The following is an 18,130-nucleotide window of genomic DNA, read 5'->3' as shown; positions in this document are numbered from 1 at the left end:
AGCTGAAAACACCCTGACACAAAATACCTTAAGCACCCAGCAGCAGCAAAAGAAATCGGTTCCTGCTTGCTATGGGTGATTGTTTTTTTCCTTCAGCCGGTGTAACGTCATGGGTCTGAATCACTGCAAGAGCAACGGTTGTATCTACAAGGAGGAACGCCATGTTCGGACTGGGAACACAGGAACTGCTCATCATCCTGGTACTGGTAATGATCATCTTCGGTGCCGGCAAACTGCCACAGGTCGGCAGCGCTCTGGGCAAAGGGCTGCGCAATTTCAAAAAAGGGGTGAACGACAGCGACGAGGACATCGAAGAAGGGGACATCGAAGACGTCGCCGACCGGAAGAAAAAAGAGATCAAGGAAGAAGAAAAAGAACAGGACAAACAATCCTGACCCCCCACTACCCACTACCCACTACCCACTACCCACTACCCACGACCACCAACAACCAACCCTGCCCCTTAACCGGCGGGGTTTTTCATTTACCACACAGGAGAACAAATCAATGACCAAAGCACTGGGCCTCATGTCGGGAGGACTCGACAGCACCCTCGCTGCCATGGTCCTGATGCGTCAGGGGATCGAGGTGACCGGCATATCCTTTGTCACCCCCTTTTTTGGGGCCGATAAAGCGCGCAAAACCGCCGCAGCCATTGGTCACCCGCTGATCATTGCCGACATCAGTATCATTCATCTGGAAATGCTCAAGCAGCCCCAATATGGCTACGGGCGCCATATGAACCCGTGCATCGACTGCCATGCCATGATGTTCCGTCTCGCCGGGGAAAAAATGCAGGAAGGTGGCTTTGATTTTCTCTTTTCCGGTGAGGTCTTAGGTCAGCGTCCCATGAGCCAGAACGCTACCGCCCTGAAGGCGGTAGCTAAACACTCAGGTTTTCCTGAGCGGATTTTGCGTCCCTTAAGTGCGCGCCTGCTGCCGCCAACAGTGATGGAAGAAAACGGCCTGGTTGATCGCCGGCAACTGCTCAATATCCAGGGGCGCTCGCGCAAACGTCAGCAAGCCTTGGCCGGAGAATGGGGGTTGCAAGAGCTTCCTGCCGTTGCCGGGGGCTGCTTACTGACGGAACGGGGGTTTTCCAATCAACTGCGGGATCTGCTCAGCCATCATGGCGACGCCGATGTCAGCGATGTCGAACTGCTCAAGATTGGTCGCCAGTTCCGCCTTAATCCCACCACCAAACTGGTAGTGGGCAGAAACAAGGAAGACAATCAGGCGCTGGAAGCTTTTTTGACAGAGTCCAGACGACTGCTGCGCTGCCGCAATTTCAGTGGTCCCTTGGGCGTACTCTGTGGTGACGCTGAGCAGACCACCCTGGAGCGTGCGGCCGCCATTGTCGCATCCTACGGCCAGGGCAAAGACGAACCACTGGTAGAGGTCCTCTGTTTTGCTCAGGAGGGCGATTCAAGCCTGACCGTCCCCCCCATGCGCCGGGAAGAATCGATCAGGATGCTGTTGCGCTGAAAATCTCACATCAAAGCATACATAATCTGTTGGCCACCAAGACACAAAGAGCACCAAGAAGAGAAAAAATTGTTGTTTAAAATCAAAATTTTTAGCCCACAACAATTTAGTCAGCCTGCTTCACTTGGAGTCTTGGTGGCAAAAAAATCATGACCAGAAAATAGCCACCAAGCCACCAAGGTCTCCAAGATAAACCAAACAAATCAGTTTATTGATTTAACCAAAAACCAGCTTTTGCTTCTCTTGGTGTCCTTGGAGCCTTGGTGGCTAAAAGTTTTTAGATAATCAGTGACAACACAAAGCCCCCGCCGAGGGTTCGTTCTCGACGGGGGCTTTGGTGTTTTTGCTTAACGTCAGGTGAGGCTTTTGGGCTTACATCATGCCGCCCATACCACCCATGCCACCCATACCGCCCATGCCGCCAGGCATTGCCGGCATCGCATCTTTATCTTCCGGCTTGTCGGCAATCATCGCTTCAGTGGTCAGCATCAGACCGGCAACGGAACCGGCATTCTGCAGGGCGCTGCGGGTTACCTTGGTCGGATCAATGATGCCGGCCTCGATCATGTCGCAGTATTCACCGCTGGCAGCATTGAAACCGAAAGCACCTTTACCGTTGAGCACCTTATCGGCAACAATGGCACCCTCAACTCCAGCATTGATCGCGATCTGACGCAGGGGAGCTTCAAGGGCGCGGATCACCAGATCAACCCCGAACTTCTGCTCGCCATCAACTTTGAGCTTCTTCAGGGCCGGCAGGCAACGAACCAGAGCAACCCCACCGCCAGGGACAATCCCTTCTTCCACCGCAGCGCGAGTCGCATGCAGGGCATCTTCAACCCGGGCTTTCTTTTCTTTCATCTCGGTTTCGGTAGCCGCACCGACCTTGACCACGGCAACGCCACCAACCAACTTGGCCAGACGTTCCTGCAGTTTTTCGCGATCGTAATCGCTGCTGGTCTCTTCAATCTGGCCACGGATGACCTTGACGCGTCCCTCAATGGAAACCTCGTCGCCGGCACCATCAATAATGGTGGTGTTATCCTTGTCGATAACGACCCGCTTAGCGGTTCCGAGCATATCGATGGTCGCATTTTCGAGCTTGAAGCCGACTTCTTCGGCAATCACCTGGCCACCGGTCAGCACCGCGATATCTTCGAGCATCGCTTTACGACGGTCACCAAAGCCGGGAGCCTTAACGGCACAGACGTTGATGGTGCCACGCAGCTTGTTCACCACCAGAGTGGCCAGCGCTTCGCCATCGACATCTTCAGAAATAATCAACAGCGGACGACCCTGCTTGGCGACCGGCTCAAGAACCGGCAGCAGATCCTTCATGTTGCTGATTTTCTTGTCGTGGATCAGAATCAAGGGATCATCAAGGACAGATTCCATGCGCTCGGCATCAGAAACAAAGTAAGGGGAAAGATAACCACGGTCGAACTGCATCCCCTCAACCGTCTCCAGCGAGGTTTCCATCGACTTAGCTTCTTCAACCGTGATAACGCCCTCTTTGCCGACTTTTTCCATAGCTTCGGCAATGATGTTGCCGATGGTTTCGTCGCTGTTGGCGGAGATCGTACCAACCTGGGCAATTTCCTTGTGGTCTTTGACCGGCTTGGAGATCTTCTGCAGTTCTTCAACCGCAGCAGTCACCGCCTTGTCAATGCCGCGCTTGAGCTCCATCGGGTTATGACCGGCGGTCACCAGCTTGACCCCTTCGCGATAAATCGCCTGGGCCAGCACTGTTGCGGTGGTGGTTCCGTCACCGGCGACATCGGAGGTTTTGGAAGCGACTTCCTTGACCAGCTGAGCGCCCATATTTTCGAACTTGTCTTCGAGTTCGATTTCCTTGGCCACGGTCACACCGTCCTTGGTGATCAACGGAGCACCATAGGACTTGTCGATCACGACGTTACGCCCCTTGGGACCGAGGGTTACCTTAACCGCGTCAGCCAGAACAGCGACGCCGTCCAGAATCTTGGCACGAGCTTCTTGTGAAAATAACAATTGTTTAGCCATAATTTCTTATATCCTCCATTTGATTAGTTATTTAGTTGTATTGATTGCTGATCGTCAATCATCTTTGCCACGAAGCGTTAAATCAACCAAGAACGCCTAGGATGTCGTCCTCACGCATAATCAGATATTCCTTGCCGTCAACCTTGATTTCGCTACCGGCATACTTGCCGAACAGCACCCGGTCACCGACTTTAACATCGAGGGGCAGCACCTTGCCTTCGGGGGTCACTTTCCCCTTACCGGCAGCTACAACTTTACCTTCCTGGGGTTTTTCTTTGGAAACCGTGTCAGGGATGATGATGCCCCCGGCTGTTTTGGTTTCTTCTTCGACACGCTCGACGATGATACGATCCTGCATTGGTCTGATGTTCATACGTTGTGTTCTCCTTTCAAGCTTCAATCCGCGGAAAATTTTATCCGCAACAGTTGTCAACAAAGCCGGAATCGGGCATGATGTTGCGTCCGACCCTTCCTTTCCTCTTGTTAGCACTCAACCCAATCGAGTGCTAACAACGGGTAATAATAATCCCTGTTCCACGATTGTCAAGCAAAAAAACACAAGGGGCTGCCGGAGCAATTGGCAACGGGCCTATATTTAAGGCAGACTTAAATCAAACCCGTTCGACAATATTCCCCTCAACCCCTGACAGCACCCCCAAAAGATCGAGAACATCGCCGGTACAATCGGCAGGTTCGGCGTTTCAGGAGGGGCATAATTCTTTCATTGTTTTTACTGTGAATAAAGTTATTCCGGTTGACATTTTTGACCATGTTCGCTATAGGAAACGGGAACAAAACAGCTTTATATTGCCGCAACTGCAAGGAAACCCATGGACTTCAACATCGGCCAGAAAATCAAAACCCTGCGCAAGCAGCGCAAGCTGACCCTGCAGGATGTCGCCACTGAAACCGGGTTTTCACCGGCACTGATTTCCCAGATCGAAAACAACAATGTTTCCCCTCCCATCGCCACCCTGTCGAAAATCGCCCGTTTTTTCGATATCAAGATGAGTCATTTCTTTGAGGAAGGGGAAGAGACTAACCGCTACGAGATTGTCCGCCGCGGCGAGCGACGCATTGTCAGTCGCGTTATCTCCAAGGACGGCACCAGTCACGGCTACACCTACGAGACCCTCTCCTACCGCAAGCGCAACAAAAAGATGGAGCCCTTTGTCCTCACCGTCACCGAGCGCGCCCAGGAGGAGACCCTCTATAATCACGAGGGGGAGGAGTTTTTGCTGATTTTAAAGGGCAATGCCGAGATTATTCTCAATGACGAGCGTTTTTCCCTTGAAGAAGGGGATGCCGTTTATTTCGATTCCACCGTCAAACACCGACTGCTCGCCAAGGATGGCGAGACCGTTCAGGTTCTTGCGGTGGTGACCCGTTAAAAAAATAGCCACCAAGACACCAAGAGCTCCAAGAAGATCAAAGAAAATAGGATTAAAAACAAAAGTTCTTGCCTTTAACAAATCAGTCTTTTTGTTTCTCTTGGTGGTCTTGGAGCCTTGGTGGCTAAAAAAGATTGTGCCCAGAACATTCCATTTTTAAGGAAGGATGCCCAAAACCATGAGCCATTGTGAAAAGAAGACGGTTGCGGACTGGGAAGCTCAGGCAAAAAAAGAGCTCAAAGCCGACAACCTTTCCGCCCTGACCTGGCAGACACCGGAAGGTATCGACGTCAAGCCTCTGTATACTGCCGCTGACACCGCCAATCTTCCCCACACCGATACCCTGCCCGGTCTTGCTCCCTTCATCCGCGGACCGATGGCAACCATGTATGCCGGGCGGCCCTGGACGGTGCGCCAGTACGCCGGTTTTTCCACCGCGGAGGAGTCCAACGCCTTCTACAAGCGCAATCTCGCCGCCGGCCAGCAGGGGCTGTCGGTCGCTTTTGACCTGGCCACCCACCGCGGCTACGACTCCGACCATCCGCGCGTTGTCGGTGATGTCGGCAAGGCCGGGGTCGCCATCGACTCGGTCGAGGACATGAAGATCCTGTTCGGCGACATCCCGCTGGACAAGGTATCGGTCTCCATGACCATGAACGGTGCGGTGCTGCCGATCATGGCCAACTACATCATCGCCGCCGAGGAGCAGGGGGTCACCCCGCAGCAGCTGGCCGGCACCATTCAGAACGATATCCTTAAAGAGTTCATGGTGCGCAACACCTATATCTATCCGCCCGAACCCTCCATGCGCATCATCGGTGACATCATCGAGTACACCAGCAAGTACATGCCCAAGTTCAACTCCATCTCCATTTCCGGCTATCACATCCAGGAAGCCGGGGCCAACAACGCCCTCGAGCTGGCCTTTACCCTCGCCGACGGTCTCGAGTACGTGCGCACTGCCATTGCCAAAGGGCTTGATATTGACGCCTTTGCTCCGCGCCTGTCATTCTTCTTTGCCATCGGTATGAACTTCTTCATGGAAGCCTCAAAACTGCGGGCGGCGCGCTTCTTGTGGGCCGAGCTGATGGCGCAATTCCATCCCAAAAACCCCAAATCCTCGATGCTGCGCACCCACTGTCAGACCAGCGGCTGGAGCCTGACCGAGCAGGACCCCTACAACAACGTGGTGCGCACCACCATCGAAGCCATGGCAGCAGTCTTAGGCGGCACCCAGTCCCTGCACACCAACGCCCTGGACGAAGCCATCGCCCTGCCGACCGACCACAGCGCGCGCATCGCCCGCAACACCCAGCTGGTGATCCAGGAAGAGACCGGCATCTGCAATGTTGTCGACCCCCTGGGCGGCTCCTACTATGTGGAGTCCCTGACTAACGCCCTGATCGAAGAAGCGCGCACCATTATCAATGAAGTTGAAGAACTTGGCGGCATGACCAAAGCGATTGAAACCGGCATGCCGAAACTGCGCATCGAAGAATCGGCCGCCAAAAAGCAGGCCGCTATTGACAGCGGCCGCGACGTCATCGTCGGGGTCAACAAGTACAAACTCGCCAAGGAAGACCCCATCGATACCCTCGATGTCGATAACGCGGCGGTGCGCGACAGCCAGATCGCCCGCCTCAACAAGATGCGCGCCGAACGCGACGAAGCCGCCTGCCAAAGCGCCCTTGACGCCATCACCGCGGCAGCGGAAAATAAAACCGGTAACCTGCTCGAGCTCTGCGTCAACGCTGCCCGCCTGCGTGCCAGTGTCGGGGAAATCTCGGATGCCATGGAAAAGGTCTATGGCCGCCACCGGGCCGAAATCAGACTAGTTTCCGGAGCCTATGGATCGATTGTGAGTGAAGACAGTGATTTTGCCGCATTGAAAAAACGGGTCGACGACTTTGCCGCCAAAGAAGGACGGCGGCCGCGCATCCTCATCGCCAAGATGGGGCAGGACGGCCACGACCGGGGTGCCAAGGTGGTGGCCACCGCCTACGCCGATGCCGGTTTTGATGTCGATGTCGGCCCTCTGTTCCAGACCCCGGACGAAGCTGCCAAGATGGCAGTGGAAAACGACGTCCATGTCGTCGGCGTCTCCAGCCTCGCCGCCGGCCACAAGACCCTGGTGCCGCAACTGGCCGCTGAGCTGAAAAAACTCGGCGCCGATGATATCACCATCGTCTGCGGCGGCGTCATCCCGCGCCAGGACTACGACGCCCTGTACGCCGCCGGCGCCGCCAAAATCTTCGGCCCCGGCACCCCGATTACCTTATCCGGGATGCAAACCCTGGATGCGATTGAAGGGAAATAACAATTAGCCACCAAGGCTCCAAGAACTCCAAGAGGGACAAAGAAAAAATCTGGGCTTAAAGCTTTGTGCCTTTAATCATAAAGTATTCAGACTTTCTTGGTGTCCCTGGAGTCTTGGTGGCTCAAATAAATCAATTACAACCAGAAAACTGCACCAGACACCAGGTGCTCAAAGAAAAACATAACCAAAATCTTAGCTTAAACAGGCCTTTTAGCCTTTAACAAAAAAGATTTCAGACTTTCTTGGTGTCCCTGGAGTCTTGGTGGCCAAAAAAAGGTTTTATGCCGACTAATACCACTCACCTCGCCGCCGGCGTACGTTCCGGCAATATCCGCTCCCTTGCCAAGGCCATTACCCTGATCGAGAGCCGCAATCCTGACCATGGGGCCAAGGCCACTGAGCTGCTTGACTCACTGCTGCCGCATACCGGCAACAGCATCCGGGTCGGCATCTCCGGGGTACCCGGCGTCGGCAAGAGCACCTTTATCGAAGCCCTGGGAATGAACCTGATTGGTCGCGGCCGGAAAGTCGCCATTTTGGCTGTTGACCCCTCATCCCAGCTCTCCGGTGGTTCGATCCTCGGCGACAAAACCCGCATGGAAGAGCTCGCCCGCGAACACAATGCCTTTATTCGCCCCTCCCCGGCCGGCGACACCCTCGGCGGCGTCGCGCGCAAAACCCGCGAGGCCATGCTCCTGTGCGAAGCCGCCGGCTTTGATGTCATCATCGTTGAAACCGTCGGCGTCGGTCAGTCGGAAATCACCGTCGCCTCGATGGTCGATTTCTTCCTGCTGCTGCAGATTACCGGCGCCGGTGATGAACTCCAGGGGATCAAAAAAGGGGTGATGGAAATCGCCGACGCGATCATCATCAACAAAGCTGAAGGGGACAACCGCCCGCGCGCCGAACTGGCCCGCAAGCAGTACCAGAACGCCCTGCACCTGCTTAAACCCAAGAGCCGCAACTGGATTGTCCCGGTGCTGCTGTGCAGCGCCCTTAAACACCAGGGGATCACTGAAACCTGGCAGACCGTTCTCGAGTTTGTCGACACCATGCGCGAGCATGGCGAATTCGAACAGAAGCGCCGCCTCCAGGCCAGCGACTGGATGTGGGCCCAGGTCATGGATGAACTGAAAAGCCTGTTTATGACCGACAAAAAGGTCGCCCCCTTAATCGACCCCCTACAAACCGCCGTCAGCACCGGCACCACCACCCCCGGAGCAGCAGCGCAGCGGTTACTGGAGGCATTTAAAAGACATTAAAAAATAGCCGCCAAGACACCAAGAACTCCAAGAGAGACAATAATTATGCTTAAAATCAAAAGCTTTTGCCTCTAACAATTTAACCTGTTGCTTTTCTTGGTGACCTTGGTGTCTTGGTGGCAAATTGTTCTTTACCGCAATTATTTAATCCAAACTATAGATGGGGGGGGGGCAATGCAGAGCACTGATCAAATCGGCAAAGCTATCGTCGATGCTGCCTTTAAAGTACGACAAGATCTTGGCCCAGGTTTGCTGGAAAAAATCTATGAAACCTGCCTGAGCTATGAACTTGAATCACGAGGCCATCAGGTTTTACGACAGAAAGCGATTCCAGTGAAGTATCGAAACCTGACATTTGATGAGGGTTTTCGAATTGACCTCCTTGTAGATAACTGCGTCATCATTGAGATTAAGGCTGTTGAGAAATTCAATCCGATCTGGCAGGCCCAAATACTCAGCTACATGAAAATGACAGAGATCAAATTGGGGTATTTAATCAATTTCAACACCTTGCTTTTTAAGTCCGGCATACAAAGATTTTCGCTTTAAAAATCCATGTCCTGCTTATCTTGGTGCCCTTGGAGCCTTGGTGGCTATCAAAGTTTAAGGAGCTTTTATGTTAACCAAAATCAACCACATCGGTATCGCCGTCAACAGTCTCGACACCTCCATCCCCTTCTACCGTGATCAGCTCGGCATGACCTTTGAAGGCACCGAGGTCGTCGAGGAGCAGAAGGTCAAGGTCGCTTTTTTCCTCGTCGGGGAAAGCCGCATCGAGCTGCTTGAAGCCACCGCTGACGATTCCCCCGTCGCAAAATTTCTCACCAAAAACGGCGAAGGGATCCACCACATGGCCTACGAGGTTGATGATATTATCGCCACCCTGCAACGCCTGAAAGCCGACGGCGTCCGCCTCATCGACGAAGCCCCAAGAAAAGGCGCCCACAACAGCCTCATCGCCTTTTTGCACCCGAAAGTCACCGGCGGTGTGCTGACCGAAATCTGCCAGTGTGGGCACTGAAAAAAAAACCTAACGGAGGGGCGCAGTCAAATGCTCTAACAGAGAGACGCAGGAGAGGGAGAGACGGAGACAAAACCCCTTTGGATTTTTTGACTCTCTCATTTACCTGCTGACGGCATAGGCTACCCCATGTTATAAATATAAAATGAACATAAAAGAGACCAAAACCTGCGAAGATATTACTGATCTCCTCCACCAGCATTTGCCGGAACTACAACAGCAACATGCGGTTGCCGGCCTGGCTCTGTTTGGATCGTTCGCTCGGGGTGACCAGCGCCCTGACAGTGATGTCGATATTCTCGTTGAATTTACCAAACCCATTGGATTTGTCGCTTTTCTGCGGCTTGAACAACGGCTGGAAGAACTTCTTGGCCGCAAAGTCGACCTGGTTACCCGTAAAGCCCTCAAACCCCACATCGGCAAACAGATATTGAAAGAAACCCGCCATGTGCGCCACGCGTGATATCCGCGACTACCTCGAAGACATTGCCCTTGCCATCAGCGATATTCTCGAATTCGTTAGCGAATTGCCCTATGACAACTTTGTCAATGACCGAAAAACCAGCCATGCTGTCATTCGTAGTCTCGAAATTATCGGTGAAGCAACCCGAAAAATTCCTCAAGAGATCCGTCAGCAACATCCAGATATTCCATGGAGCGAAATGAGCGCCATGCGCAATAAGCTGATTCACGAATATTTTGGTGTCGACCTCGACATTGTCTGGGAAACCATCCATCAGGATCTCGCACCACTGGCACATGCCGTTGCAGTTCTGCTGGAGCAGCATAAAACGAATTCAGATTAGTGGTTAAATCTTTCGCTCTCTGCGTTAAGCCTCTCATAAGTTTTTCCGGTTGGCAGATATTGCTCCTTTGATTAAAATCACCTTCTCACAACCTGAACTAAGGTGGGGCACCGCATGGAAAAAGAACACCTGGAAGTAATACTGGAATCGATCGACAGTAAGTTTGATCTGGTGATTGAAGGCTACAATACCCTCGACCGCAAGATCGATACCTTCAGGGCTGAACTCAAAGAAGACATTGCCCTGTGCAATGTGCGGATTGATGCCCTGGGCGTAAAAATTGACAATGTCGAGAGCCGGCTTAGCGAAAAAATCGACGCCGTTGCCGCGGATCTAAGCGCTCACCGCGCTGACACCGAAGCCCACACGATCTATCGCGTCCGCGAAACCTGACAAAATTCCATCGATTAACGCTGAAACGCAGAGAAAAACCATTTTTTGCCGCAATCAACATCTATCAAGGTCTGATAAATTCAATCACAACCAGAGATTCCAGCAGTAAAGGTTTTACCCTCAGTTTGTCATAGATGTTCATAGATGTTCATCGCGGCAACATGCCTTTGAATCAGGTTTTTGTTTTTACCCCAAGCCTTTGTTTTTCTTGGTGTACTTAGTGCCTTGGTGGCTGATTCAAGATCACAATCAATCCATTGCCACCAAGGCACCAAGAGCACTAAGAGAGGCGAAATGGTTGGGTTAAGTAAAACCTTCCACGCCACATCTATCAAGGTCTGATAAATTCAATCACAACCAGAGATTCCAGCAGTAAAGGTTTTACCCTCAGTTTGTCATAGATGTTCATAGATGTTCATCGCGGCAACATGCCTTTGAATCAGGTTTTTGCTTTTACCCCAAGCCTTTGTTTTTCTTGGTGTACTTGGAGCCTTGGTGGCTGATTCTAAAAAATTGCCACCAAGACACCAAGAACTCCAAGAGGGGCAAAATGGTTGGGTTAAGTAAAACCTTCCACGCCTCTAAGTTAAAATGCTTTCTTAGCCATATCGACGTATGGCGTAAACTCCATATCCATGATACGATCATCATATGCACAAAGTCTCTTTTGAATGGGATCCGGACAAGGATCTGCTCAATCAACAAAAGCATGGAGTTTCTTTTCGTGAGGCACAACATGCCTTCATGGATGAACACCGTATCATTGCTGAAGATGTGGCACACAGTGCCAACGAAAAAAGGTATTACTGCTTTGGCCAAACCAGTAACGGCATCATGACGGTGCGATTTACCTACCGGCATCAGCGCATTCGAATTATCGGAGCAGGATACTGGAGAAAGGGGAAGCAAATTTATGAGCAAGAAAATAGTCTACACTGATGAACCGATTGGCCCGGTAAGGATTGTTTCCGACTTCCTGCCATCCCCCGCAGAGCTGTCATTTAAAGAGGATACGGTCAAAGTCACCCTCGCCCTGAGCCGTGAGAGTGTCGATTTTTTTAAACACGAAGCGCAGAAAAATCACACCCATTACCAGAAAATGATTCGACGCCTGCTCGACAGCTACACCAAGACCTGCAAGGAGCGGGAAGCACAGTAAGTCTCTGTGGTTCTGCGATAAAGGTTCTACCGCAGAGCCACAGAGAAAAACCTGTTTTTTGCCGCAATCAACATCGATCAAAATCTAATAAATGCAATCACAACCAAAGATCCTGGCAGTAAAGATTTTACCCTCAGATTGTCATAGATGTTCATCGCGGCAACATGCCTTTGAATCAGGTTTTTGCTTTTACCCCAAGCCTTTGTTTTTCTTGGTGTACTTGGAGCCTTGGTGGCTGATTCTAAAAAAATTGCCGCCAAGACACCAAGAACTCCAAGAAGGGCAAAAATTCAGGGTCTTTCTCTTCATCTCTCCTTCTCTTACGCCTCTGCATTAAACCTCTCATAAGTTTTTCCGGTTGGCAGACAGGTCTCCTTCACGTAAAATCACAAGCTAACAACCTGATCAACGGAGGGACACAACATGGAAAAGGAGCATTTACAAATCATTCTTGAAGATATGAACGGCAAATTCGACCTGATCCTTGAAGGCCATGTCGGATTGCGTCAGGCCATCGACGATCTGGACAAGCGCACGACCGAGCGCTTTGATCTGGTCGACCCTAAATTCGAAGCCCTCAACAAAAAGATCGACAATGTTGATCAACGCCTAAGTGACCGAATCGACAGCGTTGAGAAAAGAATCGACGGAGTCGAAAAAAGCCTCAGTGACCGAATCGATGGCGTTGAGAAAAGCCTCGGCTCAAAAATCGACGCCATCGCCACGGACCTTAGCGCCCACCGCGCCGACACCGAAGCCCACACGATCTATCGCGTCCGCGAAACCTGACAAAACTCAATCGATTAACGCTGAGATGGAGAAACGCTGAGAAAAACCATTTTTTTGCCGCAATCAACATCTATCAAGGTCTATCAAGGTATGACAAATTCAATCACAACCAGAGATTCAAGCAGTAAAGGTTTTACCCTCAGCTTGTCATAGATGTTCATCGCGGCAAGCCTTTATCTGCGTTCGAAAAAAGAAGTTTAAAGATGTTGACCATAAAACCGTTCCAGGGAGGTAATACGATGCGCCATCTCAAATATGTTGTTTTTCAGGAGGGCAAATATTTCGTATCACAATGCCTGAATGTTGATGTGTCAAGTTTCGGCTCAACTATCGACGAGGCGGTATCAAATCTCAAGGAAGCGGTGGCCCTTTACTTTGAAAATGAAGTCGGCGACCAGCATTATCTGCATGTTGGTGATGCGCTCATCGGAGAAACTGTCATCAATGCCTGATATGTACTCATCAAAGGCAATAATTGCGATTCTTCTCAAACACGGATTTCAGCAGGTATCGCAAAGGGGTAGTCAGGTACAATTGCGTTCTGATAATAGGATTGTCATTGTGCCACACCCCAAAAAAGAGATTCCCTACGGGACATTCCAGTCAATTGTCAGACAGTCAGGGCTGGACCGAAAGGACTTTTCCGACAACTGAGAAGGGGCAGATTTTTACCCCTCACTCTGACTCTTCTGCGTTAAATTATTTATAAGTTTTTCCGGTTGGAATATATCTTACCTTCGGCTAAAATCGCCCTTTCACAACCTGACCTGTGGAGGGGCACAACATGGAAAAAGAGCATTTGGAAATTATCCATGAAGATATGAACAGCAAGTTTGACTTGATTTTGGAAGGGCACGTCGGCTTGCGTCAAGCCATCGACAATCTCGACAAACGCACCACCGAACGTTTTGATCTGGTCGACTTCAAATTCGAAGTGCTCAACAAAAAAATTGATGCCGTCGCCGCGGATCTAAGCGCCCACCGCGCCGACACCGAAGCCCACAACATCTATCGCGTCCGCGAAAAGTAATACAACCCACCGCTAACGCAGAAAATAGTCTTCAGGCTTTGCTTTTACCCCAAGCCTTTGTTTTTCTTGGTGTACTTGGAGCCTTGGTGGCGGATTCTAAAAAAAATTGCCGCCCAGACTCCAAGAACTCCAAGAAGGGCAAAAAATCTGGGGTAAATCACTGTTTTTCTCTCCACCTCTCCTTCTCTTGCGTCTCTGCGTTAAAAAATTCAATCACAACCAGAGATTCCAGCAGTAAAGGTTTTACCCTCAGTTTGTCACAGATGTTCATAGATGTTCATCGCGGCAACATGCCTTTGAATCAGGTTTGGCCTTGACCCAGCCCCTCTCCTGCGCCTCTCCGTTAAATCCTGCATACCGCATACTGCATCCAGATTTAATCCCTACTTTTTATTGACATTAAAACCGCGATCACTATACTAACCTGCGTTGAAAGACGGACAGCGGCTGTGCCTGTTACCATTTGCGCAGAGGGTCAGTTGGCAAATAAAAGCCCTTTGTAGCAAAAAACCTACAGCCCACTGTTGCACAGTAACCACAAATGAATAATTCAGAGCGCTGCGGTGGTGCCGGATTAAAAACTATAAACAACGCTACATTGACAAGTTAAGCAGAACCGAACAAAACACCAGCAGTTTGGCACAGATGCTGCTGTTAATCTCATACCAGCTTCACCCAAATGAAAAGTGCCATGGAATGTTAAATAGCAAGAATTTAAGTTGAGCAGAATTTGAAACCGCCGAAATGGCTTCGGCACAACTAATACCTTAGGAGGTAAAACCAATGAGCAGATTAGTAAGTTTACTGATCGTCCTGCTGACGATCGCGGTGGCAACACCGGTACTTGCGGAAGATCGCCTGAGCCTGTCCGGCTACATGCGCGTCCGTGGATACTACATTGACAACACCAACTTTGACAAAAACAGCAATGACAGCAGTGAGTCCTACTTTGATCAGCGCCTGCGCATCCTGGGCAAAATCGCCGTAGCTGATGGCGTCTCCGTTCACTTCCGTCAGAACTTCTCCAACGGTAAATGGGAGACCTCATCAACGGAAACTCGCCCCCTGGCCTGGCTGAATGTTGACAAGGGGATGTTCAACCTGAAGGCTGGTAAAATGTACTATGGCATCGGCAACGCCATCGCTATTGATACCCTTGGAACCGGCTTTGTCGCCACCATGAATGGCGCTATTCCAGTTGAGTTTGGTTATTTCAAACTTGAAGAAAACAATGCCAGCAAAGATGACGATGTCGATCTCTACACCCTGGCCGTCAAGCATGGCACCGACCTGTACAATGCCGTTGTTTTTGGTGGCTTCCTGCGTGATGGCGGCACCTCCGGCAGCAACGATGGATCAAAAAAATATGTTGCAGGCGTCCAGACCAACTTCAACCTTGATCCGGTCAGTGTGAATTTTGAGCTAAACTACTTCACCGGCGAAGATGATAACAACAATCTGAACACTGGCACCAAAGAAAAGTATCGCGGTCTGCAACTCTTTACCGATGTCGGCACGGCCTTAAGCGAGCAGATCAGTGCGGGCCTGGTACTGGCCTATGCCAAGGGCTATGACGACAAAACTCAGGTCACCAGCTTTACCGATGACGGTAGCTTTCTGCCTGAAACCTACGGCTTTTTTGAAACCGATTATGATTCCTGGGCCGACAGCGATAACGCCATTTTCCGTATTGCTGAAGACGGTGACCGCAATGCCGGTTCCCGTGCCGTTCAGGGTTACGTGCATGCCCGCATCATCGATGCCCTTAGTGTGCGCGCCATGGTTGGTTACGCCAAACCTGACGAAAAGGGTGAGTCCAACTTCAAGAGCATGACCTACGGTGTGGCTTCAGCCAACTACCAACTGGCCGCCAACACCAACCTGCGTGGTGTTTACGGTTATTACAAGCCCAAGGCACGGGTTGCTGCACAGGAAGATGATGCCAAGCAGGTGCTGGCCTTCAACCTGATCGTCCGCTTCTAATAGCCGATCTTTAGTTGAATCTTGATACAAACCTAAAAAGCCCCGCTGTTCGCTGACAGCGGGGCTTTTTATCCCCCGGCTATAGTCATTTATCCTTCTAATTTTGTAACTATTCAGCTCTATTCTTGCGCAGGGCCTTTGGATCCTGTGGCAAGGGTTTTTGTCGCCATGGACGGCGACAAAAAGCGGTCATGGATGACGAAAAGCGTCCCTTGACATAGGATTCAAAGGCCCGGTGCTGAACAGATACCTAATTTTTATCGACATTAAAAGAAAGATAACTATACTAACCAGCGTTGTCAGATCGGCAACCGCTCAACCCGTTACGACTCGCATACGCATAGACGCAGGCATCCGTAAGCACCAGGAACTCCAAGACGTATCCACTGCTAACCAGGGACGAGCCGACACATTGAAAAAAAACATCCGCATTTAAGGCCGATGAATACGCGCTGTGGCAAAAAACCTACAGCAACATGTTGCACGGCAACCACAAAGGCCCCGCGGCACCATCTGTTCCGGCGCAACATTAAAACCGATAAGCATTTAAAAAATGGTAAGTTAGGTCAACATAGGCAAAACACCCGAAGTTTGGCACAGATACTGCTGTTAATTTAATCCTCAGACTTCGTTTCACCCAAATGAAAAGTGTGATGACATGAGCGGAACACTTTAAGTTGAGCAGAACTTAAGCCGCCGAATTGGATTCGGCACAAACTTTACCTTAGGAGGTAACACCAATGAGCAGATTAGTTAGTCTTTTGATCGTCCTGCTGGCGATCGCGGTAGCAACACCAGTTCTTGCAGAGCAGCGCCTGAGCCTCTCCGGCCAGATGCGGGTACGTGGTTATTACACCGATGGCCCCGGGTTTGATACAGACGCAAAAAGCACCTCAACCTTCAACCAGCGCCTGCGGCTCTTTGGCAACATCGCTGCGGCTGAGGGCGTTTCCGTCCACTTCCGTCAGGATTTTTCAACCGGAACCTGGGATGAAAGTAAAGGCACACCCAGCACCAGCACAAGACCAGAAGCATGGCTCAATGTTGATAAAGGGATGTTCAACATCAAAGCTGGTAGAATGTACTACCGTATTGGCAATGCTATTGTTGCTGACCATGTTGCTGGGGGTGCCGTATTTACCCTTAAAGGTGCGGTTCCGGTAGAATTTGCCTACTTCAAATTAGAGGAGAACGATGTTGCCAAAGATGACGATCTCGACTTCTATACTTTGGCTGTTCGCCACAAGACCGATATGTACAATGCCGTAGTTTTCGGCGGTCTCTTGCGCGACGGTGGCTCCCCTACCAATACAACTAAATCTAGCACTTACGCTGTTGGGACCCAGGCCAACTTCAAGCTCGACCCGGTCAACATCAACTTTGAAGCCAACTACTTCACTGGCGAAGAAGACATTTCCGGTGGCGAAAAGTACCGCGGTCTCCAGGTCTTTACTGATATCGGCATGAAAGTAACTGAAACCGTCAACGCTGGCCTGATTCTGGCCTATGCCAAGGGCTATGACGACAAAGTCCAGGTATCCAACCTTACCAATGATGCCTATGCTAATGGCGCTGGTCGCTCCAATGGTATCTTCATGCCGGAAACCAATGGCTTCTTTACTGCTGGATTTACCCCGCTGTATCGTTCTAACAACCAAATCTTCAGAATTAGCCATAGCGCTACTGCCAGTGCCGGTTCCCGTCTGGTACAAGGCTATGTTCGTGCCAAGGTCATGGATCCCCTCAGCGTCCACATGAATGTTGGCTACGGCCAGCCTGACGAGAAGATTGGCACCGACTACGTAAAGAGCATCACCTATGCTAACATCTCTTCTCGCTATCAGCTGGCCGCCAGAACCAACCTGGACACCGTCTACTCCTATGCCAAGCCGAAGGTTAACGGCACCTTGGAAGACGATGCCAAGCAGATCCTGGCCTTCAACCTGAACGTTAACTTCTAATCCTTATTTAAGAAGTTAATTTCAAGCACAACCAACAGCCCTGTTGCCTTTCGGCAGCAGGGCTGTTTTATTTAGGATAAATGCGGGGACATAAACCAATAGGCTCTTTATTGGTATTGTGTCCCCGCATTTATGCCTTTACCCCCAAGCTTTTCTTGGTGCTCTAGGTGACTTGGTGGCAATGATTGGACTGGTTTAGCGGGACATTGTTTGATGATGTGACGAAGAATTGTTGTTCATCTGAATGAGTGCTATAATATCACTTGTTTTAGTTTGTTTGAGGGGGTATCGATGCCGACGATCAGTTCTTTTTATGGAATTGTCATCCAGATGTTCTGGAAAGAGCATCCTCTGAGCGTGGCCAAAAAAATTGATGGAAAAAGCAGAGATATTTGACAAGATACGTGGGGGAATAAAAAAGGAGCCCCCTCAGTTATCTTGGCGGATATCAAGGGGCTCCTTGCCATAAGAAAGGCAAGGACCATGATAGACCATACCATCCTCCGAAGAA

20 protein-coding genes are annotated in these 18,130 nt (G+C 50.7%); 18 read left to right on the top strand and 2 right to left on the bottom strand.

The window, feature by feature from the left end:
• Positions 1 to 161: 161 nt before the first annotated feature.
• Both ICT70_RS10775 and ICT70_RS10770 read left to right on the top strand, forming a co-directional pair.
• The gene (locus ICT70_RS10775; RefSeq protein WP_191156455.1) at positions 162 to 395 is read left to right on the top strand and encodes a twin-arginine translocase TatA/TatE family subunit; all 234 of its coding nucleotides are present in this window, start codon (positions 162 to 164) and stop codon (positions 393 to 395) included.
• A 112-nt stretch (positions 396 to 507) separates the two neighbouring features.
• Positions 508 to 1,485, top strand: coding sequence for a thiamine biosynthesis protein (locus ICT70_RS10770; protein WP_191156453.1), 978 nt, complete (start codon positions 508 to 510; stop codon positions 1,483 to 1,485).
• A gap of 372 nt (positions 1,486 to 1,857) precedes the next feature.
• On the opposite strand, the gene groL is transcribed toward ICT70_RS10770, so the two are convergent.
• Positions 1,858 to 3,507: a chaperonin GroEL gene (gene groL, locus ICT70_RS10765; protein WP_191156451.1), complete on the bottom strand. Its 1,650-nt coding sequence runs from the start codon at positions 3,505 to 3,507 to the stop codon at positions 1,858 to 1,860.
• 82 nt (positions 3,508 to 3,589) lie between these two features.
• Entirely contained in the window at positions 3,590 to 3,880 is a 291-nt protein-coding gene (gene groES / locus ICT70_RS10760) for a co-chaperone GroES (protein WP_191156449.1), read from the bottom strand.
• Between the two features lie 457 nt (positions 3,881 to 4,337).
• Between groES and ICT70_RS10755 the strand changes: the two genes are divergently transcribed.
• The 16 genes from ICT70_RS10755 (at position 4,338) to ICT70_RS10680 (ending at position 17,619) form a co-directional block, all read left to right on the top strand.
• Entirely contained in the window at positions 4,338 to 4,898 is a 561-nt protein-coding gene (locus ICT70_RS10755; RefSeq protein ID WP_191156446.1) for a helix-turn-helix domain-containing protein, read from the top strand.
• A 178-nt stretch (positions 4,899 to 5,076) separates the two neighbouring features.
• Positions 5,077 to 7,215, top strand: a complete 2,139-nt coding sequence (gene scpA, locus ICT70_RS10750) for a methylmalonyl-CoA mutase (protein ID WP_191156444.1) — start codon at positions 5,077 to 5,079, stop codon at positions 7,213 to 7,215.
• A 281-nt stretch (positions 7,216 to 7,496) separates the two neighbouring features.
• Positions 7,497 to 8,477 carry a methylmalonyl Co-A mutase-associated GTPase MeaB gene (gene meaB / locus ICT70_RS10745; RefSeq protein ID WP_191156442.1) on the top strand — a complete coding sequence of 327 codons (981 nt, stop codon included), beginning with the start codon at positions 7,497 to 7,499 and terminating at the stop codon, positions 8,475 to 8,477.
• 108 nt (positions 8,478 to 8,585) lie between these two features.
• A complete protein-coding gene (locus ICT70_RS10740) occupies positions 8,586 to 9,026 on the top strand; it encodes a GxxExxY protein (RefSeq protein ID WP_337906849.1) in 441 nt (146 codons plus the stop codon).
• Positions 9,027 to 9,093: 67 nt separating this feature from the next.
• Positions 9,094 to 9,498 (top strand): methylmalonyl-CoA epimerase, encoded by a 405-nt coding sequence (gene mce / locus ICT70_RS10735; protein ID WP_191156438.1) that lies wholly within the window; start codon positions 9,094 to 9,096, stop codon positions 9,496 to 9,498.
• Between the two features lie 145 nt (positions 9,499 to 9,643).
• Positions 9,644 to 9,961: a type VII toxin-antitoxin system MntA family adenylyltransferase antitoxin gene (mntA, locus tag ICT70_RS10730; RefSeq protein ID WP_191156436.1), complete on the top strand. Its 318-nt coding sequence runs from the start codon at positions 9,644 to 9,646 to the stop codon at positions 9,959 to 9,961.
• The gene (locus ICT70_RS10725; RefSeq protein WP_191156434.1) at positions 9,945 to 10,304 is read left to right on the top strand and encodes a HepT-like ribonuclease domain-containing protein; all 360 of its coding nucleotides are present in this window, start codon (positions 9,945 to 9,947) and stop codon (positions 10,302 to 10,304) included. Before mntA ends, ICT70_RS10725 begins: the two co-directional genes overlap by 17 nt.
• A gap of 114 nt (positions 10,305 to 10,418) precedes the next feature.
• Positions 10,419 to 10,697: a hypothetical protein gene (locus tag ICT70_RS10720; protein WP_191156432.1), complete on the top strand. Its 279-nt coding sequence runs from the start codon at positions 10,419 to 10,421 to the stop codon at positions 10,695 to 10,697.
• Positions 10,698 to 11,348: 651 nt separating this feature from the next.
• Entirely contained in the window at positions 11,349 to 11,636 is a 288-nt protein-coding gene (locus ICT70_RS10715) for a BrnT family toxin (RefSeq protein ID WP_191156430.1), read from the top strand.
• Entirely contained in the window at positions 11,611 to 11,856 is a 246-nt protein-coding gene (locus ICT70_RS10710) for a CopG family transcriptional regulator (protein WP_191156428.1), read from the top strand. Before ICT70_RS10715 ends, ICT70_RS10710 begins: the two co-directional genes overlap by 26 nt.
• A gap of 423 nt (positions 11,857 to 12,279) precedes the next feature.
• A complete protein-coding gene (locus ICT70_RS10705; protein ID WP_191156427.1) occupies positions 12,280 to 12,645 on the top strand; it encodes a hypothetical protein in 366 nt (121 codons plus the stop codon).
• A gap of 239 nt (positions 12,646 to 12,884) precedes the next feature.
• A complete protein-coding gene (locus ICT70_RS10700) occupies positions 12,885 to 13,097 on the top strand; it encodes a type II toxin-antitoxin system HicB family antitoxin (protein ID WP_191156425.1) in 213 nt (70 codons plus the stop codon).
• Positions 13,027 to 13,299 carry a type II toxin-antitoxin system HicA family toxin gene (locus tag ICT70_RS15265; protein ID WP_420488583.1) on the top strand — a complete coding sequence of 91 codons (273 nt, stop codon included), beginning with the start codon at positions 13,027 to 13,029 and terminating at the stop codon, positions 13,297 to 13,299. The genes ICT70_RS10700 and ICT70_RS15265 overlap by 71 nt, the downstream gene beginning before the upstream one ends.
• Before the next feature lie 130 nt (positions 13,300 to 13,429).
• Positions 13,430 to 13,675 carry a hypothetical protein gene (locus ICT70_RS10690; RefSeq protein ID WP_191156423.1) on the top strand — a complete coding sequence of 82 codons (246 nt, stop codon included), beginning with the start codon at positions 13,430 to 13,432 and terminating at the stop codon, positions 13,673 to 13,675.
• Between the two features lie 783 nt (positions 13,676 to 14,458).
• Positions 14,459 to 15,658 (top strand): porin, encoded by a 1,200-nt coding sequence (locus tag ICT70_RS10685; RefSeq protein ID WP_191156421.1) that lies wholly within the window; start codon positions 14,459 to 14,461, stop codon positions 15,656 to 15,658.
• 740 nt (positions 15,659 to 16,398) lie between these two features.
• Positions 16,399 to 17,619, top strand: coding sequence for a porin (locus ICT70_RS10680; RefSeq protein WP_191156419.1), 1,221 nt, complete (start codon positions 16,399 to 16,401; stop codon positions 17,617 to 17,619).
• Positions 17,620 to 18,130: the final 511 nt, after the last annotated feature.

The sequence above is a fragment of the Pelovirga terrestris genome, assembly GCF_014773365.1.
Classification (GTDB): Bacteria; Desulfobacterota; Desulfuromonadia; order Desulfuromonadales; family Geopsychrobacteraceae; genus Pelovirga; species Pelovirga terrestris.
The sequence above is the reverse complement of the archived record's forward strand: the minus strand, read 5'-3'. Positions and strand labels throughout refer to the sequence as shown.